This is a genomic window from Paenibacillus wuxiensis, from assembly GCF_040195695.1.
GTDB classification, from domain to species: domain Bacteria; phylum Bacillota; class Bacilli; order Paenibacillales; family Paenibacillaceae; genus Paenibacillus_B; species Paenibacillus_B suaedae.
This window is the reverse complement of the sequence record NZ_JBEFZI010000015.1, coordinates 29,172-50,044: the sequence shown is the minus strand read 5'-3', so window position 1 is coordinate 50,044 and position 20,873 is coordinate 29,172. Positions and strand designations below refer to the sequence as shown.

Genomic DNA, 20,873 nt, shown 5'->3' with positions numbered 1-20,873 from the left:
AATACGGTGTTATGGGAAGTCATCGACTCCATTGAAATACAAATTATTAATTGTTGTTTTTAAGTATAGTAAGGTTATAACTTCGCTATAACCTCGTCAATTTTATCCCATTCATAAGTTAATTCATTCAGAACTTTTCCCCCAATTATTATCTGAGTGGAATCACATAATTTAGCACCATAATGTTCATAAAAATAGCGGGTCTTGTTATCTTCTAGAACATCAACATAAATGTTTTGATATCCTAAAAATTTGAAATGTAGAAACAGTTGTCTGAGTAATTCTTTCCCTAAACCTCTTCCGTGATATTCCTTAAGTATGTATATAGATGTTAAGTCACCTGAATTAGGAACTGTTTCTCTCTTACCACAATCTGCAAACCCAACAATTTGTCCTTCTGGGTTCTCCGCTAGAACTACAAAATTATCTTCATTTTCAATGTTTTTGATCCATACATCAGTTCTTTTTTTATATGATAATTTTGACAAGAAATCATCTGGGATAATACCTTTGTAAGTTGTTCTCCAACTATCCACATGAACTTTTGCAATTCCTTCTGCATCGTTTATCGTTGCTTTTCTTATTCGCATAATATAATCACCTCTTAGGATTAATTAATGCAGATATTACAAACACTTATCCATAACTATATATAATGAGTAGTAACATCTCTTCTGTTGAAATTTATTTACGATGATTTCTTATAACCTTTTGGCATCTATGCCTTCCTGATATGGTAATAATCTTTTTTACAAAATCAGATCTCAAAATATTGATATCTTATCTTAAGACCTTCTTCCATCTCTTCTTTTTCTTGAAATTCGACATTCATATTTTCATAAATTTTTCTCCAAAATTGAATTGCGGGAGTATTATTAGATAGTTGGCCTATTGCATACCTTCCAGGACATTGTTGAAATAAATCTTGAACGGCTTGTTTCCCCATACCTTTCCTACGATATTTCTTTAGAATGAAAAATGAATTAATCAAATAATCATATCGCTCTGGATTCGTATAAGGAGAGCTTTGAAGTAAAATGAAACCGATAATATCATCCTCATGCTTAATAAAATATGGAGTTAAACCTTCCTTCTCAAAAAACCATTCAAAAGCATCAAATTCAAATAAACCACTCTCTTGATTAAATTCCTGTTCTTCATTAAATTCTGATAAGTCATGAAGAAACAATGTCATCAGGTGTTTTAAAATGATTTTCTGATTCAACTCAACGTTGACTACTGACATCTCAGATTCACCTCAATAATAGGACTTCAAGAATTTCCTTCTTCTAAGTATAACTTCGAAACCTCTTGATTGGAAATATAATCCTCGAAAACCAAAAGGCATATCCACCTACTCATGATGGATATGCCCCCGATGTACATAACTTTCCCGCTTAAATCCGGTCATCTAGATTGACGGTACTGCAACCGATGCGCCCCTGAACCGATCGTTGCTTCATAATCTTCAACAGGTTCCCAGATCTGGTTGTCGATTCGCAGTGTCGCAGTCGTATTGGCTGGAATGCTCACTGTCAGTTCGACCATACCATCTTCCAGCTTCCACTCGATCGCAATCTCGCTGTACGCCGTCTCCCGCTTCACTCGCAGCCAATCTAGACCATAACCAAAATGCGGCTGCAAATAGAAATGCTTATACGCAGGCTGCTCCTCATCGATTTCCAAGCCGACGACATAGCGGTACACCCACTCGATAATGGAACCGTAGGCGTAATGGTTGTAGGAATTCATACTGTCATTCCATAGCGAGCCATCCTCCTTAATGCCGTCCCAATGCTCCCATATGGTGGTTGCGCCTTTCTTGATCGGATAGAACCATGACGGATAATCCTCTTGGAATAAGAGCTTGCACGCAAGCTCGTGATGTCCCCATTGACTCAAGACGAGGTTCAAGTACGGTGTCCCTAGAAATCCGGTCGTCAAATGATCCTTCTCATGCTTCAACAATTCTACCAAGCGTTTCACAGCGCGTTCCTTCACGCACTCACCAGCTAGATTGAACATCAATACCAGTACATGTGCGGTCTGCGTATCAGACGCCAGTCTGCCATTCGGCGTAATGAACTCATCCTGAAGCGCCTGAAGAATATGCCCGTGCAAGCTGCTATAGTACTGAGCATCCTCCACCTCGCCCAGAATAACCGCAATCCGCTGCACCAAGGAGGTCGAATATTCATAGTAAGCAGTCGCGATAAACCATTCCTAATTCAATGCCAATGGGATTCTCTTTGTTCTCACACCCTTCTTCACTATGAGCATAGTCGTCACCTGATTTCATGGAGTAATAGAAACATAGTACTGCTGCATATTTCCATAAATTATACCTTCAACTCACTATATTTGGAATAACTATTAAAAGAAATCTATTATTATTGAAGGAATGTGCTAGCAACCACCGTCCATCCTTTTCCCATTCCCTAACCTCCAACAAGCAGTAAAAAAAGACGCGCCAATGCCCAAGCACAGCTGCGCGTCTTCTCCAACATTTATTTGTATAAGCCATGATCCAGTCGCAGTCCATATCTCACTTCTATTTCCCATTGCTCGATCTCCAACTTAAGCTCGCCGATCAATGCAGTTCATCCGCATGATGATCATCTACTTCTCCTGCTTCCGCTGCAGTTAGAACATGCAGTGCATCAGCTACACGTAAGTCTTCTTCCTCCATGTACCAGGGTGGTTCCATCGGAATTGCAGAGTTCGTCTCGCTTGCGGTTCCATCCCACTCAGACTGAGTACTCTCAGCCTCCTGCTTCGGCATTGAATTCACAGTCCGCTTTGCAAGAAGCTCCTCCTTCACTTCCGATGCCAGCTCTTGATTCCGCACCCACCGTGCAATAATTCCGTTCATCTCACGTGCTTGCTTCGTCGGAATTTGGTGCTTAGCCCCCTTCAGCCAATACAAATGATAATGCGGCAAATATCGCTGGAGCTTGACCGCATAACGATGGAAACCTTTGTCCTTCTCGCCATAAATCAGCAGCATAGGCGCCTGAATGCACTTCAACTGCTCTGTGCAGCGATGCTTCAATGACGCTTGATAATATTGCTTCCAATTCGATACATCCCCACGCATCGCCGTACGTTTCAAGTTCCGGTATGTCGTCCGGCTGTCCGCATTTCCGAACGAAATAGCCCACGCAAGCAATGACTTGGCCTTCATCGCCGTCAGTGCGATCGCAAGCGCAATTCTTCCTCTTAGCCAGTAATCGCTTGCTTCCGCCATCGTACTCACAAGAATGCCGCCCTTGAATCGATGCGGATGTGATAATAGCGCCTGAAGCGCTACGGCTCCGCCAGTCGAGTATCCACAAATATAGGCCTGCTTAATGCCAAGCTCGTCAAGCAGCTTCACCATATCTTGGACAATGAGCGGATACGTAATGGGTTCCTTGGAAGCATCACTCTCCCCATGGCCGCGAATATCGAAGGTGATGACTTGATGAGTAGACGATAATTGCGCCGCTTGATATCGAAAGTTGGCCGAGGTCAACAGTGGCGGATGAATAAACAATATGGGTGTACCTATGCCATACGTATGGTAGTGCAGATGAATTCCATTAATAAGCCTCTTGGGCATCAGTCTCACCTCGTAACGAATATAGAGGTAAAGATACCCTTTCTCCGCTCGATCTATGCACATTTGCACGTTTACCCGCTGTTCAATAACACGCTCAAAGCGAGACGACATACACAAATGCACTGCTGGTCTCCCACCCATATTTGTGCATTTTTCTCACGAGACAGTACAGGTGTACAGACTCAATTCCAAGTTCCCCAATATAATGTACCATCTTAACAGAAGGAGTTGTTATTCATGACATGTCCTCGTCCGTTCTGCCCGCCAGCAGAACCAATCGTATGTCCGCCAAGACCAGTAATTCGTGATTTCTTCCATCCTCAAATACTGCCTATCATTCATCCGATCGAAGTGATCAACCGTCATCATTGCTGCCCGATTCCGAAGCATGTATTCACGGTTGTCGAAAGAGAGGAAGTTGTAGGCCCTGTAGAAATCAGAAGCGTGAAAAATGGCAAGCGTACTGTTGGCACTCGCGGCGTTCGTCCAAAAACAAAGCGCAAATAACATTACAATCGGAATCACCTAACTACCTAACTACGCATCTTCCTATTTGACAGGTTTATTGTCAAAAGAGCCGGTACACGGCTCTTTTTTCTTTGATCCCTTTCTGACATGCATAATAAAATTGCCCATCGGTACATGCTTGTTTCGTCGAAGTACTTAGATTGGATTCGGCTGGGATGCTTCAAGGGTCTTTATAAATGTCCTGATCTGGCCGAAATGCATAGCTTCATGACTTAACAAGAAGAAGAACATTTGGCTAGCCTTCGTAAATTGAAGAAAAGGATTGACCAAGTCGAGATCCCAGTTTCCCCCAATTCGCTCACAGATCATATGACGCTGTGCCTCCAAATGGGTGATGATCTCCGCCAGAGCAGGAGCATCCCCATTCCATTGCGAAGGACTTGTTCCATTGGCGAAATAGCCCACATAATGTTCAGGCAAGTGCTTTTCCTTAAAGACATTCTGGAAAATTCCTTGATCCCATGCCACAGCAAGGTGACCCGCATGCCATCGGATAGAGTTATTGCACCCTGCTGGGATCGTATCGACAATTTCCACGTCTACCTTATTCAAAACTTCGATTACCCATCCTCTCCAAGTTTGGAAACTATTTAGCACCTCATGCTCCAAATGAACCGATTCCACTACACTTCACTCCAATCTGAATGAAAGAGTCAACCCTTCTCCTTACATATATCGCTCTTGCCATCAGTTCAATGCCTAAAATTATGAATTTCCAACGAATTCTTTCCTAAGCTCTCCTAAGCTTTCCTAAGCTTTCCTAAAATCGATCGCCTGTTCCGCCCTTGTGTCTCACATCTGTATATCCAAGCTGTCCTGCGTGAAATTCATTCGCGCAGCACAAAAGCATGGGAGTACAGCTTTATTGGATCCTGCTGATGAAAAAAGAAAGAAGACAGCTGTCATCAGCCGTCTTCCTCCTTGGTACGATCATCGGTTATTTATTCTGCTACTCCTGTGAACCTTGTGGTTGACCGACCGCCGTCATGCAGCGGAACACCGCGTGCTTGGGAGCACGCGCGGTGCGAAAAGATTCAATACGCTGCACACCATCTGCCGCTACGCATCTGAATCTTTCTCGACGTGGCCGACAAGGCGATCCAATCTTGCAATTTGAAAGCCGTATTCATACATAGCCGCGGCAACAATGGACAACCTTAGCATCTCACTGCCATCTTGGGAACATAGCTTCATCGTGATCTGCATGAACTGCTCATTATCTTCCTCCATCTTATCCAGTTCCAAGCTGTTCGGCTTTACCTTGTCTTCGAACTTCAACAGTACATGCTCATGACATTTAATCAGCATTTCCAAGTGTTGATCGAACATTTGATTCGTCTCCGGCTCACGGGCTGCTTGGAAGTAATGTTCATCGATAGCTTCCAGCACCTCAATTCCGCTGCGGAGCGTATGCAGCAGCTGCTTATATACAACCAACTCGCGTGAGCGGCTATACTTCGCTCGCTTCAGCTTCTTCGTCTCTTCTTCGAACAGCTTATACTTATCGGCGAGTACCTTCAGTGAATCCACCAGACTTTGCTTCTCTTCCTGGAACACGGATTCCTTCATTTCATCCGAGATGACGGTTCTCAGCAGCAGCGACATTCGACTAAAGCATGATTCAATCAACGTAATGAACTGTGCCTTCGGATTCGGCGGGAAGAACAAAATATTAATAAGACAAGCAGAACCAATCCCGATCAATATCTGCGCGAAGCGAAGCAGGGCGAAATCCCATTGACCTGATGCTTCCATAACGGCAATGACGGTCACGAGCGTCAACCCTACTGTCTCTTCCATTTTCATTTTCAGACAAATCATAATGACCAGTACACATACAATACCGACGGCAATCGGCTCATGCGAGAAATACATCCCTGCCAATAAGGCGATTGCAGCGCCCAATGTATTCGTCTGGAGCTGTTCAAGAAAATACCTCCATGAACGATAAATCGAAGGCTGCATCGCAAATATCGCGGCAACGGCGGCGATGACCGGGGTTTTGAACTGGAATATTTGACTAATGAACAACGCTAGCGTAACCGCAATCCCTGTCTTCAGCACTCTGGCTCCGAATGCCATCCTCAATCCCTCCATTCTGCTAGACGGCACTCACACTCCCTTATTGTATACACGAATCCATCCAGCTTCAAGACAAGGTAGGTGGCTAATAAAATGGATCACGCCTAAATATTCTGCTCTGTTGTTGTTTTTTCGCCCAGCACCGCAGCGATAGTCGACGCAGTTGCTTCTGAATGCGATAAGGGAAAATGATGCCCGTACGGCAAGCGAACTAGACGCTCATCTCCCTCGAGTAAGACAGGCAGCTGATGCAGCCTCTCCTTCTCCCCCCATACGATTCCTACGAGCGAACTAGCCAGCTTTACTTCTTTGGGCGAAGTCATCGTTTTCGGCAATTGATGATAGATGGCTTGCATGATAGAAGCATTCGCATTAGCAATCCGAGGAGAACGAAAACTAGCCTTCATTCTTGACACATACCCGTGTGGAATTGATGATGCATGTTCGAACACTCCCTCGCGTAGCATTGCCTTATTCATTACCGAAGCAGGCATGTGCTTCAGCATAAAAGCTGCAAGTGGGCGTCCGCGGCTGATAAACGCCCTTACAGCACCACGCGGCCGCTGCAGCACAGGCTGCAGCATAATCAGCTCCTCCACACTGCCATGTAACCGAATGGCACATTCATTCGCTACCCACGCACCATAAGAATGACCTATCAGGGTTACGGGCTCTTGAAGCTGAATGGCCGCCGCAACGCTGTCCACAATGCCCGCAGCCAGATTTCGGTCAGCCCCATCAATTGAAGGTGAGCGACCGAACCCCGGCAAGTCAGGAACAATTAGTGGACGGCCCGTTCGCTGATACAGTTCAGCTGCCAACGGAAGCAGATCGTCTGCTTGACTAAGCCAGCCATGCAGCAGTACAATCGGCACTCCGTATCCTTCCCTTATCCACGCAGCCATCGAACCGAATCGACCTCTGGCGAAGCTTCTCTCCCCTTTGTCTTCCGGAAATGTGAGACGGTAATCCATATCTGCAATAGCAAACGGTAATATGTCTCTGCAATCCAGCGGTGTACGATTCGAGCCCAGACGCATCGAGCTCTGACGCAGCAGTTGCTTCGCCGAATCATTATTGAAGCTGCGATCTGTTACGAACGCCAATGATTGCGTCGGAATGCCTGTTAGTTTCTCCCCACCATATCTCATCACGGCCAATAGCAATCGGGTTGGCATAGACATCACTGGCGCTCCTACATGAAGCTGCCGAGCAATTTCGTGTAATAGCTCCTTCATATTTGGTTGTTCGGCCTTATCACCAACAAGGTTATATGTTGCTGATTGATGAGTTGAATTCGCCTGATCCCTAGCCAGCAACACAATAGTTTCTGCGACCTCGTCATTCGTTACAAGAGGCAGCCAATAATGCTTCCCTCCTGGAACGACCGGCATCAATCTGCTGCGAACCGCCTTCACTAAGATCCCAAGGCCATCCAGCTGCGGCGTACTTCCAGTTGGCCTAGCACCAATAACGGTGCTAGGATTGACAACAGATAGCGAATAGCCAACGCGAGCAGCCTCTTGACGAATCCACAGATCCGCCATGAACTTCATACGTTCGTAAGGGGCAGCATCGGGCGGCACGAACCGACTCACATCATCAATGGAAAGCCCGCTAACATTCGTGTCTTGTTGAAAGGGGCTCATATAGCCAACTACATGAATGAAGCGTCGAAGTCCCTTGCTACCATGAATCTCTTCCGCTAACCGACTTATTGCCTGAGCACCGTGAAGGAAGGTTCGCTCTGCTGTTGAACTTGATTGAGTAATCTGCATCGCTCCACCGGCATGGATCAATACATCAGATTGCCTCGCTAATTGCCAATCCTCCTTCTTCAATCCCAGACATTCCTGCTCCAAATCCCCCTCGATGAACACAATACGGCTTCTTACCGATTCTGAGTACTGCTGGAACAGCTTTTCTGCTCGTGTCGCGGAACGTACGAGAAGAAGCAGCCTTTCATCACCATCCTTCAACTGCCGGATTACCTCTCTCCCAATAAACCCCGTTGCCCCAGTAATCAAGATCGTTTCCTTGTTGTACATCATGTTATTGCCCCCTCTGATAATTAGTACTACTCAGTTCTAATTCACGTCAAAAAAAAGCCTCGCCTCAGCGAAGCAGTTGAAAAAAATGTGCAACCGTATGCCGGACACGCGGCAGGCTTGGTTCTGTATCACCTAGCAGCAGTGCCCCTTCTATCGCGGATAGCAGTACAACTGCCAATCCATACGGTTGATGATGGCTTGCAATCTCTCCGCTTGCTCTTGCCTGCTCGAACATCCGCTCGAACAGAGGCAGCTGCTGAGCGAAGAATTGTCCGATCTGCTGCCGAACCTGGATCGCATCAAGCGGACTCTGCATGAACAACGACATGAAGGGGCATCCCACTTGAACATCACACTGCTCATGCTGCTGCGCAGCAGCATCCACAAATGCCAGCACCCTCTCTTCTACGGTTAGATCGCTTCGTGCAAGCAGGCTTTCTAGCAACTGTTCATATTGTCCCATCCAATAGACGAGCACTGAACCAAGTAGTTCCTCTTTGCTTTTGAAATGGTAATAGATGTTCGACTTAGACACATTGCTCGCATGCATAATCTCATCCATGCTCGTATAGGCATACCCTTGGCGCAAAAATAGCGCTGCAGCCGTGCCAATGACTCGATCTCGATTCGATAATGGTTGCATTCGTTTACTCTCATTCATAATTAGTACTATACAGTACTAAATCAATATTTACAACCTCTATTCACTGTTTTTATCTTTCCATACACGAACAGCCCTTGCTTCGATAGCAAGGGCTAAGTGTGATTGTTCACGGATGCATACAGCTGATAAAGTGCAAGAGGACTTATGTAACCATCAGCGTAATAACTAATAATTCATACAGAACCAGCGGCAAGATAACGTTATTGTACATGTAAGCATTGTATAATCCCCGCTGCATAACCGGCTGCTGCGTCTGTACGTACACAATTCCCCGATCCACATTTACAATAATACCATCACAGATAAATCCGTCTATCGTCTGAATACGGACGGGTCGATTCATATACGAATGGCATATATGATGCAGCTTTTCACGAGTATCCCGCAAGCACTGTAAGTGAGCGCCATCCGCTTGATATATAACTTGCGGCTCGGTTTGAGATGGAAGCGACTGATCGGATGATGGCTTCGAAGCATTCATAGCATATGACCTCCATTCTGTTCGAATGTCACACACTTCCACCTTATGTCTCATACCGTCCGATCATGACCGATTTGCATACATTCTCACCGTATGAACCGCCTGCTCCATCGTTACCAGAGTTGATGTGCTGGCGTCTGGATGTACAAGTTCTACCTTCCCTTCAGCAATATGCTTGCCGATAACGATACGCATTGGACAGCCAATTAGATCCGCATCGGCCAGTTTCACGCCGAACCGCTCATCGCGATCATCCCACAGCACAGTCGCACCAAAGCTGCTCATATCCTCAGCCAATCTCGATGCTGCTTCAGCTTGTGCTGCATCCTTCATCGAGACTGGAATGATATGCACCAAGTAAGGAGCGACAGACACCGGCCAGCGCAGCCCTCGTTCATGCTGCATCTGCTCCACCATTGCGCTCATCATGCGGGATACGCCAATACCATAGCATCCCATCAGAAGTGTCTGCATTTGACCCGACTTGTTCATCACCTGTGCGCCCAGCTTATCCGTATACTTCGTTCCAAGCTCGAAGACATGTCCTAGCTCAATTCCAAGATGGAACGACAGTGCATGACCACAATGTACGCATCGTTCTCCCTCCACGACATTCCGATAATCGCCTACCATAGTGAGTGCATAATCTCTCCCAGCCTTCACATGCATCAGATGGTAATCCTGCTCATTCGCTCCCACAATCGCGTCTTCCACGTGAGCCGCTTCCTTATCGACTAAGCACTTGATCTTCAATCCAACTGGCCCTGCAAACCCTGTAGGAGCGCCTGTTACTCGCATTACCGTCTCGGCATCGGCGAGTTCCAGCTGATTGGCTGTCAATGCTCGCATGACTTTCGTTTCATTTACTTCATGATCCCCGCGAACGAGCACTGCAACTGGCTCACCATCTGCCACATATAACAATGTCTTTATCGTTTGGGACGGTTCCACTTGCAAATAGGCTGTCAACTCATCAATTGTCTTCACCCCAGGGGTATGGATACGTGCAGGCATATTTGCTGTCGATGCCTCTCCTGTTAAACGTGCTTCCTCAATTTGGACAGCCTTCGTGTCGACATCCTTCGTATGTCCAGCTTCGACCGAATCGGGAAGCGCTTCGGTATTCGCCGCAGATGCAGATGCAGAGTCAGACTCACTTACAGCCTTCTCAAGGTTCGCGGCGTATCCGCAATGCCCACAAGACACAATCGTATCTTCACCAATGCTGGTCAGTGCCATAAATTCATGTGTTCGTCCGCTTCCGCCAATCGCGCCAGCATCTGCCTCCACTGCACAATACGTTAGATTCAGACGCTGCATCACCCGATGGTATGCCTCAACCATTCGATCATATTGAGCATGAAGCGAATCTGCATCCAGATGGAAGGAGTAAGCATCCTTCATGATGAATTCCCTGCATCGCAATAAGCCATGTCTAGGCCGTCGTTCGTCACGATATTTCGTCTGAATTTGATACAGTGTAAGCGGCAGTCTCTTATACGAATTGACTTCATCTCGCACCAGTGCCGTAACGACTTCTTCATGTGTCGGGCCGAGCACGAACTCCCGTTCATGGCGATCACACAGCCGCATTAGCTCTTCACCATATACCGCATACCGTTCCGATTGCCGCCACAGGTCTGCAGGCTGCATGGCTGGCATGAGCATCTCCTGAGCACCTGCCCGCTCCATCTCTTCTCGAATCAGCTCCTGTAAATTCCGAAGCACTTTCCAGCCAAGCGGCAAATACGAGTATACGCCCGCCGCAACTTGCCGCATGTAACCGCCTCTCAGCAGCAGTCGATGACTGGCAGTCTCCGCATCTGAAGGCATATCCCGCATCGTAGATAGGAACAATTCACTCTGTTTCATCTCAATCCCCCTCTTCTTCTCTCCATAATAAAACAACGCACCCATCCCATAAGGGACGAATGCGTTGTCGTGGTACCACCCTAATTCAGCAGTCGGCATATACCGACAGCTCTCACATGTTCCATAACGGGCATGCGCCCGGCAGATCGAATCTGCAGCTGCAAAGTAGGAAGAATGAAGCTGCAAGGGAATCATTGCACCAAGTTAACTCCTCTCTGTACGTGCATCTCGTTCACTCTCATGTCTTTGGTCGTCGCTTTTCGTGGTTATATTTTCTAAATAAATTACATGTTCTGTTACTCGGTGTCAAGTATCTCATCCACCGATACCCGATTACCGCATCACCCAGTAGCCCAACTTCAACAATAAACCCAGTACCAATAACGCGATACCGACTCCCCGCTTCTCTTTGTCGTTGTTGAAGGCATATACGCCTCCCACTAAGATTCCGACAATTGGGTAAATAGCGGTGGCTATGATTACGATCAAGAGTGAAGTGCAGCCTATATTGCGCTCTGACGCTTGCTCTTCGCTAGGTCGATCATCTGACTTCTCACTGGCAATCTGATTCGAAATCATGGAACCACAATTTTTACACTCCGTGGAGCCTTGCTCTACATTTCCATTACACTCAGAGCATGTAAGCTCCACTTGCTTCACAGCCAAGATGCCGTTGTATTGCTTATCTTCCTCTGGCGTTCCCTGTAAGGAGGCGTCCTTCAGGGAGTGACTGCAGACGATGCATACCGATGCGGACTTTTCGTTCGAATACCCACAGTTGCTGCATATTTGGATCGCCATGCGCGATGCACTCCTTCCGTTACCCAGCCAAATCTTGAATACGCACTGATTCCGTTGTAAAGCAATTGCAAATTGACACAATCCGTTCCGAATAACCTGTACGCTCCTTTAGCGGCTAGGCTACTGCTACAGCTACAACTGCATGAACGCTGGGAAATGCTCCTGCAAGCCCTGCTTCAGTACATCAATAGGCTGCATGCCGATATCCGCTAAATTACTCAAGGCAATAAGCACCGAATCCGACTTCGCATCCCGAATCATCGTACAGCTGTAGCCCGATAATCCCCCGTTATGATACGAGATATGCGGTCGATCCGGATATACGACCCATCCGTAGCCATAACTGCGTTCCTCATCAATTCGAGCTTGCGGCGTGAAGATCGCATCGATTGACTCCGCATTCGCCACTTGGCCTGAGCGAAGGGCACGATCCCAGCGGAACAGGTCTTCGGTAGTGGAGAAGACAATGCTTCCTGCACTGTTATGGCTTGGTATATCTTCCTTCCAAGCGAGTTCTCCCCCTCTATAGCCGATCCCCATGTTCGGCTCACTGCGAAGTATATCCATACGTCCACCTGTTCTTGTCATACCGAATGGCTCGAAGAATTCCTTCTCGATATACGCTTCATACGGTTGATCCGACAGTCTCTCTACAATCAGTCCAAGCAGCGCATAGCCGAAGTTGCTATAGCGATACGCCCCTTTTGCACCGGATGGCGTGACGGTATCGAGCGCCAGCGTATGCAATGGCCTTAGATCCTCATGTACATTCCAATCAATTAATGCATCTTCGTCCAATCCAGAGGAGTGAGTGAGCAGCTCATGGAGCGTAACATCTGCAAGCCCTGTACACTCAGGTACATACTTCGCAAGCTTATCTTTTACACGAAGCAGCCCTTGCTCCTGCAGCTTCATAATGGCTGTTGCCGTAAATTGCTTGGCAATCGATGCAATTTTGAATACTGTATCCTTATTAATGGGCTGCCTCTCTTCCATGTTCGCTAGGCCGTACCCTTTACTTATGACAATCTCACCCTGTGACGCCAGCAAGATCGATCCGTTATATCCTTGCTTCTCCAACAATTGATCCACCCAAGCTGCTAACTCCATAACGGTCTTATCCCCTTCCCATGTTCTTCACAGCTTGCTGCTCTGAAGATGAACTCTACTAGTGAGTACTACGTCGTTACTGACTTCGATATCTATGGCAGGGTTTCCTTCATTTTCTAATCAACGTCACAAAAACGCCTCCCATGCTGATAGTGGGAGGCGCTTTATAAAATTAATTATGGTATGGAGTTGTTCCTCATTTGTCACGGATCACGATCTGACTATTCCATTTGCACAAATGCCTCAACGATGCCCTGTCAGCTTCAGCATCAAGAAACAAGCTTCAGCCCAATTGCTGCTCCGAGTACCAAGGAGATGAATAAGATTCTCTTCCAATCGCGGGACTCCCCGTAGAAGAGCATCCCGAGGATGGCACCCCCAGATGCGCCAATTCCCGTCCATATCGCATACGCCGTCCCCATCGGGAGCGACTTCATCGCAATAGACAGACAAATGAAGCTAGCGCTGAATGCTGCCGCCATAAAGACGAAGGATTGCCAGTTGCGATCCTTGTTCAGCTTACTAATCATCGCCACACCAAGCATTTCACATAATCCTGCTGCAATGAGACTTATCCAAGCCATTAGGATTCAGCTCCCTTCGCTTCGTTCTCATTCGTCACCAGCTTTAATCCCATCACACCTGCTAGCATCACAAGGATAAGCAGCACTTTGATCATCTTGAATGGTTCTCCAAAGAAAGCCATCTCTGCGAAGACAGTTCCTGCAGTTCCAAGTCCAACGAATACGGCATATACCGTCCCTACAGGGAGCTTCTTGCCTGCCATAATCATCACATAGAAGCTGACAATAATTGAAATGGCCGTACCTCCCCATTCCCATACATTGTTCGCGTGCTTCAATCCGATTACCCAGAAAACCTCGAAGAAGGCGGCGATAAATACGTAGATCCAATGCTTATTCATTTGCTGCTCTCTCCCTTCCTTGCTATCTCTATAACGAGCACGATTCCATGACTGCATCCCACAGATGCGGCTTACTCCACTCTTTATTTCCTATATCTCTTCTCAATCAAGAGATTCATTGTTCATATCAATTTACGAACTAGTCCCGTGTTAGGCTGCGCCAATATATGCGCCATGAAGCATCGAAGCGGCGTCGGAATCTGTCCGGGCCGCCAAGCAGCATTTCAACGAGAATGCCATCAACAAGACACATATAAGAAGCGGTCATCATCTCCATATCCAGTTGATCAATCTCCGCTCGCTCCACTCCTAGCTTGAACACGGCCATAAGCTCCCGTTCTATCTGATCCAGATGGGCGTTGACCAGTTCCATAACTCGCTCCTGCATGATAACAGGCGGAAAAAACATCACCCGCAGCAAGAATTTCAATTGATTGCTCGTTTCATAGCGTGCCTCATACTGTTGGATCAATCCGTACAGCACATCCTTAATCGGATGCTCACGGTGGGTCTGAATGTACCGCTGCAAGTGTCCCATTTCCTCTTGTACAGCACGGCGGATTACGCTAACGAACAGATCATCTTTATTTTTGAAATGAGCGTAAATAGATGGCGTCTTGATGCCTACCTGTTCCGCGATATTCGCAAGGGAAGCCCCTTCATATCCGTGTTCTGCAAAATGATTCAAAGCGACCTCAATAATTCGGTTAGCTGTCATTCTACTCATCTCCTTCAGGCTAACTAATATTCGTTAGGTAATGCACGCAGCGTTCCCGCATGCCATTACGACGACACATTTTTATCCTAACTAATATTCGTTAGGTACATCTTTTCACATCTCATCTCTTTTGTCAATCACGAGTTCGATAGTTAAATACCCTTTTATATATTTTAAATACGATACATCTTCTCTAACCAGAGCTTCACAAGGCTTATCGAGAAAAGGATAAAGCAACTCTGCCTACAAATGACGAACAGAAAGTTCAAATGTTTATTCTAATGACATCCAAAAATGCGAAGCAAAACCTGATCCCATTTTCCGATAAAAAGGGACTGAACGCTAAATAGGATACAAAAGCAGCCATTGAACAGATGAACCTCCCGCTTATCACTCCGGAATTTGGAAAAATGGCGATAATGACAGTAGCATCAAGCCTAATCTGCAAGTGACCTGTAAATGATCTATAAATGATCTGTGCGTGACCTGTACATGACCCCTGTATGTGACCTGTGCGTGAGCCGGGAGACGATATCTCCGCGGCTCTTCTGTCGTCTACAGATAGACAGGTTCAGATTGCGAGTACAAACCAACCCACCACCCCTACGAAATTCATGCCTAACATACGCATAATCAATGAAGTGATACAGATGATGCGATTCTCTTTTTCACAACTCACATCGATATAACGCCCTACATATGTTCCGGCGCTTCAATGCCAAGCAGGTTCAGCCCTGCTTCAAGCACATGTGCCACCGCTGCGACGATACGCAATTTGTGGCGGCGCTCGATCTCATTCTCCACGAGAATCTGCTCCTGATGGTAATAACGGTTGAACTGCTTGGCTGCATCAAGCAAATACCGGGCGAAGATGGATGGCTCATTGCTAGCCACCGCCATCTGAAGAGCACGCTCATACTTGCTGAGAGACTTCAAGCAGATCCATGCTTCTTGACTTACTCCTCCTGTCGCAATTGATTTCTTGCCCAGCAGCTCACCTTCGCACTCCGCTGCATCCTTGCCAAGCACCGCGGTATCCGCTGGACAATCAGAGTATGGCGTCCATCCCCCTTTGACGAGCAAGCTCTTCGCTCTGACGAGTGTGAACTGTACATAAGGGCCGGTTTCGCCTTCATAGCGCAGCGCATCCTCCAGGTTGAAGTCAACAGACAGCATACGGCTGCTCTTCAGGTCACCGAAGATGATCGCACCAATCCCAACCTTCGATGCCACCTTGCCTTTCTCTTGCAGAGATGGGTTTTTGTCTTCGATAATTTGGAGTACGCGATTCTCTGCCTCATTCAATACCTCATCAAGGAAGATAACCTTGCCCTTGCGCGTAGACATCTTCTTCCCTTCAAATGTCATCAAGCCGAACGGAACATGAGTACATTCCTGTGCCCACTCATATCCCATCTTGCCAAGCACGGCGAATACCTGCTGAAAGTGCAGCTGCTGCTCCGCGCCAACTACATAAATCAACTTGTCAGCCTTCATGACTTCCTTACGATAGATCGCCGTTGCCAAATCACGTGTCGGGTAAATCGTTGTGCCGTTTGATTTCAAAATCAAGCATGGCGGCATTCCCTCATCATCCAAACGAACGACCATCGCCCCATCACTTTCTTCGAGCAATTGAAGCTGCTGCAAATGAGCGACGACCGCATCCATCTTGTCATTGTAGAAGCTCTCGCCAAGAAAGTGATCGAAGTAAACGCCGAGTCGTTCGTACATGCGATTGAATTCGACCATACTTGCGTTAACGAAATACGTCCACAGCTGCACAGTCTCTGCATCGCTCGCCTCAAGTTTGCGAAACCATTCGCGCGCCTCGTCTTCCAGCTCCGGCTGCTGAGCCGCCTCCTCGTGGAATCTTACATACAGCTTCAAGCTCTCACGGATTGGATCTTGGCGCAGCGTATCATCATCCCCCCACAGCTTATAGGCCGTAATCAGCTTGCCGAATTGGGTACCCCAGTCCCCAAGGTGATTCACCTTCAAAACCTCGTATCCTGCAGCTTCGTACAGGTGAGCGAGCGCATTTCCAATCATCGTAGAACGCAGATGACCGACACTGAACGGCTTCGCAATATTCGGGGACGACATATCAATAACGACACGCTGCCCCTCTCCGATCGACAGCTTGCCGAATAACGGCTCCTGCATGCGAGCAAGACAAGCCTCGCCATAGTAATCTTGATCAAAACATACATTCACATATCCGCCAGAGGCTTCCGCTCGTATCCGAATGTTATCGCTCTCTTGATTGATGCGTTCAGCAAGCTCCACCGCAATCTGCTGTGGAGAACGTCTCCACTGCTTCGCCAATGGAAAGCAAGGGAACGCCAAGTCGCCGAGCTCGCTCTGCGGAGGTACTTCCAAGGCACGTTCGATGTCTGCCCCGTTCATGTTCATAATAGGTTCTAGTACTTGCGCGGCAATTTCTTTTAGCATAAGTTCGTTCTCCTCCTGTTGTTGGTTACGGTTCGCAACACGTCAAAAAGCCCCCGTCTACAAAGAGACGGAGGCTTGAATCCCCGTGGTACCACTCTACTTGACCCTACCCGGAAGCTTGCTGCTCCGAAAAGAGTCCACTCGATAAATAACGGCTGTCGCCGGGCTCTCCTACGGCCTCATATGAGGCAGTTCACAGAACCAACTCCCGGGTCCGCTTCCTCTCCATTCCGTATCGGCTTCCACCATCCCGATTCGCTGCAGCACGGATTGTGCAGAGTACTCTCCCGTTCATCGTTGTTGCGTCGATTTTCATTTTACACATTATATCCAGAACAATTAGGAAAAATCAACCTATCACATGCATATTTTCAGAAAAAATATTCCTTACTATGCCACCATCCGAGTATTTACGTCATAACCAGTTGAGATTCACATCAAATCCGAGACTCATTCTACTACTATCCGTCCAGCTTCGATTACCGCATTGTATACTTGCGATCCTCAGTTCCATTCAATTCGACCGAAATGTCTAGATAAGATTGCTCAATAAATTGGCACACATCCGGATAGATTAGAGGCTTGCCTGTTATATAGCGGCGATCTGGCGTTCCATGATCACGTATTAACAATTCACTAATCACTCTCGCACTGCCAACACCGGTCTCCACATATTGCTTCACGGCCGCTTGTTCAGCAGCAGTAAGCCCATTCCCAGCATTACTAACTTCTTGAACCACAGCAGCAGGCTCGGGCTCCGTCCATGACCATAGGTCGAACTCCTCTAGAATCGGTGCCGATGCAGGTTCAGGAGCTGCGCTAGGCTCGCTTGTCTTAGGCGAAGGTGAAGCATTCCTCACCACCGGCTTGCGTCGCAGCATATTGATCTGCTTGTCCAACAAGGGCAGTCCAACCGACAATTGCCGTTGTAGATGTTCAGGCAAATCTGCCACAGAATAGGCATCTGGAGCAGGTTTCCAATCGTTGGCTATCTTCAACAAGATCTCATCAAGCTCATAATCAATGGCCTCGAAGCCCTTCTTAATTGTCGCCACGATTGCAGCATCAATCCCTAAGTGCTCCTTCAAGTGCTCTATGCCGAATTTTTTGATCTCGCCTGTTTTCCGGTTTTTCACCTCATGCTGATATCGAAGAGAACGGCCGCATTCGCATCGCAGCTCTGGACTTATCGTCCCCGCATCTTTATACCCCGTATAAATCCAATCATCTAACAGCGCCTCGATGTCCTCTGGTGCCGCATGTTCTGGAACATGATGCCCCTTCTCCTTCGCCATCGCATTGGCGAACGCCGTGCGGCGAGAGCGAACGAGATAGTGATTCAGGAACTCACGTTGGTTGTCATTGAGCTGCGATAACATCTCATCCCGTTCCTGGATAGTTAATATCATATCTTCTCCTCCTCGCGCTTTGCTCCATTACTGTCTATTGTACAGGAAGTAGAGCATGGAAGTGAAGGCATGCCTCACATGAAGAAGCCGCCCTAGCGCAGGCAGTCAATCACTCCCTCGCTGGGCGGCAACCTATGGTAGGCACATCGATAAGAACGGTGATCCCTAAGAAGCGAAGCTAAATGAAGAATATTTATTCTTCATCAATGGCATTTTACGATCGGATCTGGACTTGCCATTATGAAGCATCAATTCGTTCCTGCGGTGCTTGAAAGCATTTCTTGCATACCTTAATCTGTACGCCATTCCCTCTTGTCCGATTATACAGCAGCTTAATGCGAGTGCTGGCGCAGACCGGACATGTACCTCGGCCACGTGAAGGCAGATTCCATAATGATTTACCGCGTTTGTTCTTCGCCATTCTATCCCCTCATTTCCTGTCAATTCATTCGTTCTCCTACCCTTATGTATGAAGGAGGGGAAATATGACTGTATGATTCAGCTCCATCATTTCCATTAAACCCCACTAACTCACAATACTTGATAAACACATTCCTTCACCGCTTTCGCTTCAACTCATGGTATGATGGAGATAAGTACTTCGGTATGAACATGAAAGAAGAAAAGGAGAATGATTATGGCAATTCGCATTCTTACCGACAGCGCTGTTGACCTCCCTCAATCTGTCATTGACGAGTTGGGGATTACGGTCATGCCGCTAATCGTTACTATAGACAATGAACAATATGAGGACGGAGTAACTATTACGCCGAAAGCCATGCTCGATGGCATGCGCGAAGGCAATGTATATAAGACTTCTCAACTCTCGATGGAGGTACTGCAGACAACCTTCCAATCGATTGCCGAAGCGAACGAGGAAGCTATCTATATTGCGTTCTCGTCGGAACTGTCAGGAACGTATGCCTCTTCCCGCATTATGCATGATATGGTACAAGATGACTTCCCGTCCTTCACTTGCAGTATTATCGATTCCAAATGCGCTTCACTCGGGTTTGGCCTTGTTGTTAGACAGGCTGCGCTCTGGGCGCGTGAGGGATTGCCTAGGGAAGAGATTATCACACGCACACAATCGCTTGCCCGGCAAATGGAGCATGTGTTCACGGTCGATGACCTGCAATATTTGTATCGCGGCGGACGTGTCAGCAAGTCATCAGCCATCATTGGCGGACTGCTCAATATTAAGCCCGTGCTTCATGTTGAGGATGGAAAACTCATTCCCGTCGATAAAGTAAGAGGCAGAAAGAAATCCATTCAGCGTCTTGTCGAACTGATGGAGGAGCGAGCGAATCTCGAAGATAAGCAGCAGGTCATCGGTATCGCCCATGGTGATGACGCAGAAGCGATGGAGCAGTTGAAGTCGATGATTACTGAACGCTTCGGGATGACGAACTTCCTGATTAGTTCCATTGGCTGCGCAGTTGGCGCTCATTCAGGCCCAGGAACATTAGCGCTCTTCTTCCCGAATAAATCCTATTCCGCATAAAGGTTTCAACATGGCTGCCTTGGAATTGAAGAGACAGGAGACGAATCCACTCGCTCCTTGAACAGTAAGATGCCCGCACAATCGGCGCTAACCGATCGTGCGGGCATCTGCTTCTTATGTCAGCTTCTGGACTATTGTTACATCCATTTCGCCAATTGGCCCTCTATCGTATCTAATGTAACCTTGGATTTCTGGAATAATGTAGATGGAACGGTCGCGTTATATTTCACGATTTTCTGATTCACATCGGACATCGCAGCCGATACGTCGGCTTGGGGCTGATCCTTGCTCAGCTTCATAATACGCTGCAGTTCATCTCTAATCTCATGCTGAAGCGCAAGCCAGGAAGGGACAACATTCGCGTTGTGCAGCACCCCATTCAACGGATCTCCGCCTCGCACCTCTAGCGGCTTGCCCTTGCCAGGCAAATCATCCAATCCGCCCTTCTTCTCATATTGGGTAAAGACATCATCCAACCAATTGCTCATCATTCGTTCAGTTGCTATCGTTTGCGGTGCGTCCTCTGCGATTTCCGATTTGATCGGCTTAACTTCTGCTGACTGCTTACTTTCCTTTCGGAACCAACCCATTGCGATCCCCCCAATCACATGAATAACATAATTATCCAATCTGTTTCACAATTTTGTCTAGTATGCACCACCCTTTAAATGTG

20 protein-coding genes, 2 pseudogenes and 1 other annotated feature are annotated in these 20,873 nt (G+C 47.2%); of the genes and pseudogenes, 3 read left to right on the top strand and 19 right to left on the bottom strand.

Annotation, left to right across the window (positions count from 1 at the left end):
* Positions 1-74 precede the first annotated feature (74 nt).
* The 4 genes and pseudogenes from ABN764_RS26465 to ABN764_RS26450 form a co-directional block, all read right to left on the bottom strand.
* A complete protein-coding gene (locus ABN764_RS26465) occupies positions 75-590 on the bottom strand; it encodes a GNAT family N-acetyltransferase (RefSeq protein WP_446673590.1) in 516 nt (171 codons plus the stop codon).
* Between the two features lie 167 nt (positions 591-757).
* Entirely contained in the window at positions 758-1,246 is a 489-nt protein-coding gene (locus ABN764_RS26460; protein ID WP_446673589.1) for a GNAT family N-acetyltransferase, read from the bottom strand.
* 161 nt (positions 1,247-1,407) lie between these two features.
* Positions 1,408-2,217: pseudogene (locus tag ABN764_RS26455) on the bottom strand (alpha-L-rhamnosidase-related protein); the annotation flags it as partial.
* A 373-nt stretch (positions 2,218-2,590) separates the two neighbouring features.
* Positions 2,591-3,601 carry an alpha/beta fold hydrolase gene (locus tag ABN764_RS26450; RefSeq protein ID WP_446673588.1) on the bottom strand — a complete coding sequence of 337 codons (1,011 nt, stop codon included), beginning with the start codon at positions 3,599-3,601 and terminating at the stop codon, positions 2,591-2,593.
* A 237-nt stretch (positions 3,602-3,838) separates the two neighbouring features.
* Between ABN764_RS26450 and ABN764_RS26445 the strand changes: the two genes are divergently transcribed.
* Positions 3,839-4,108, top strand: coding sequence for a hypothetical protein (locus ABN764_RS26445; RefSeq protein WP_021254928.1), 270 nt, complete (start codon positions 3,839-3,841; stop codon positions 4,106-4,108).
* 156 nt (positions 4,109-4,264) lie between these two features.
* On the opposite strand, the gene ABN764_RS26440 is transcribed toward ABN764_RS26445, so the two are convergent.
* From ABN764_RS26440 to ABN764_RS26390, 11 genes are all read right to left on the bottom strand, one after another.
* Positions 4,265-4,753 carry a DinB family protein gene (locus ABN764_RS26440; protein WP_174809490.1) on the bottom strand — a complete coding sequence of 163 codons (489 nt, stop codon included), beginning with the start codon at positions 4,751-4,753 and terminating at the stop codon, positions 4,265-4,267.
* Positions 4,754-5,188: 435 nt separating this feature from the next.
* The gene (locus tag ABN764_RS26435; RefSeq protein WP_021254930.1) at positions 5,189-6,211 is read right to left on the bottom strand and encodes an FUSC family protein; all 1,023 of its coding nucleotides are present in this window, start codon (positions 6,209-6,211) and stop codon (positions 5,189-5,191) included.
* A gap of 104 nt (positions 6,212-6,315) precedes the next feature.
* Positions 6,316-8,262, bottom strand: coding sequence for an alpha/beta fold hydrolase (locus ABN764_RS26430; protein WP_446673587.1), 1,947 nt, complete (start codon positions 8,260-8,262; stop codon positions 6,316-6,318).
* A 64-nt stretch (positions 8,263-8,326) separates the two neighbouring features.
* Entirely contained in the window at positions 8,327-8,905 is a 579-nt protein-coding gene (locus ABN764_RS26425) for a TetR/AcrR family transcriptional regulator (protein ID WP_446673586.1), read from the bottom strand.
* Between the two features lie 163 nt (positions 8,906-9,068).
* Positions 9,069-9,407, bottom strand: coding sequence for an acetyl-CoA acetyltransferase (locus ABN764_RS26420; protein WP_446673585.1), 339 nt, complete (start codon positions 9,405-9,407; stop codon positions 9,069-9,071).
* Positions 9,408-9,470: 63 nt separating this feature from the next.
* Entirely contained in the window at positions 9,471-11,279 is a 1,809-nt protein-coding gene (locus ABN764_RS26415; RefSeq protein ID WP_446673660.1) for a proline--tRNA ligase, read from the bottom strand.
* A gap of 333 nt (positions 11,280-11,612) precedes the next feature.
* Positions 11,613-12,080, bottom strand: a complete 468-nt coding sequence (locus ABN764_RS26410; RefSeq protein ID WP_021254935.1) for a zinc ribbon domain-containing protein — start codon at positions 12,078-12,080, stop codon at positions 11,613-11,615.
* 132 nt (positions 12,081-12,212) lie between these two features.
* Positions 12,213-13,190: a serine hydrolase domain-containing protein gene (locus ABN764_RS26405; RefSeq protein WP_446673584.1), complete on the bottom strand. Its 978-nt coding sequence runs from the start codon at positions 13,188-13,190 to the stop codon at positions 12,213-12,215.
* Between the two features lie 269 nt (positions 13,191-13,459).
* Positions 13,460-13,774, bottom strand: a complete 315-nt coding sequence (locus ABN764_RS26400) for a DMT family transporter (protein WP_174809606.1) — start codon at positions 13,772-13,774, stop codon at positions 13,460-13,462.
* The gene (locus tag ABN764_RS26395) at positions 13,774-14,115 is read right to left on the bottom strand and encodes a DMT family transporter (RefSeq protein WP_446673583.1); all 342 of its coding nucleotides are present in this window, start codon (positions 14,113-14,115) and stop codon (positions 13,774-13,776) included. Before ABN764_RS26395 ends, ABN764_RS26400 begins: the two co-directional genes overlap by 1 nt.
* 139 nt (positions 14,116-14,254) lie before the next feature.
* On the bottom strand, positions 14,255-14,833 hold the full coding sequence (locus ABN764_RS26390; protein WP_446673582.1) for a TetR/AcrR family transcriptional regulator: 579 nt from the start codon (positions 14,831-14,833) through the stop codon (positions 14,255-14,257).
* A 209-nt stretch (positions 14,834-15,042) separates the two neighbouring features.
* Between ABN764_RS26390 and ABN764_RS26385 the strand changes: the two are divergent.
* Positions 15,043-15,183, top strand: a pseudogene (locus ABN764_RS26385) (hypothetical protein); the annotation flags it as partial.
* A gap of 343 nt (positions 15,184-15,526) precedes the next feature.
* Here ABN764_RS26385 and argS read toward each other — a convergent pair.
* The 3 genes from argS to ABN764_RS26370 form a co-directional block, all read right to left on the bottom strand.
* Positions 15,527-17,287: an arginine--tRNA ligase gene (argS, locus tag ABN764_RS26380; RefSeq protein WP_446673581.1), complete on the bottom strand. Its 1,761-nt coding sequence runs from the start codon at positions 17,285-17,287 to the stop codon at positions 15,527-15,529.
* Positions 17,288-17,347: 60 nt separating this feature from the next.
* Positions 17,348-17,591 (bottom strand) — a binding site (T-box leader).
* Positions 17,592-17,766: 175 nt separating this feature from the next.
* A complete protein-coding gene (locus ABN764_RS26375) occupies positions 17,767-18,696 on the bottom strand; it encodes a DUF3895 domain-containing protein (protein ID WP_446673580.1) in 930 nt (309 codons plus the stop codon).
* Positions 18,697-18,934: 238 nt separating this feature from the next.
* Positions 18,935-19,117: a hypothetical protein gene (locus tag ABN764_RS26370; RefSeq protein WP_021256440.1), complete on the bottom strand. Its 183-nt coding sequence runs from the start codon at positions 19,115-19,117 to the stop codon at positions 18,935-18,937.
* Positions 19,118-19,333: 216 nt separating this feature from the next.
* Between ABN764_RS26370 and ABN764_RS26365 the strand changes: the two genes are divergently transcribed.
* Positions 19,334-20,200, top strand: coding sequence for a fatty acid kinase binding subunit FakB (locus tag ABN764_RS26365; RefSeq protein WP_142543661.1), 867 nt, complete (start codon positions 19,334-19,336; stop codon positions 20,198-20,200).
* A 137-nt stretch (positions 20,201-20,337) separates the two neighbouring features.
* Here ABN764_RS26365 and ABN764_RS26360 read toward each other — a convergent pair whose 3' ends face one another.
* Positions 20,338-20,790 (bottom strand): DnaJ family domain-containing protein, encoded by a 453-nt coding sequence (locus ABN764_RS26360; RefSeq protein ID WP_446673579.1) that lies wholly within the window; start codon positions 20,788-20,790, stop codon positions 20,338-20,340.
* Between the last annotated feature and the right edge of the window lie 83 nt (positions 20,791-20,873).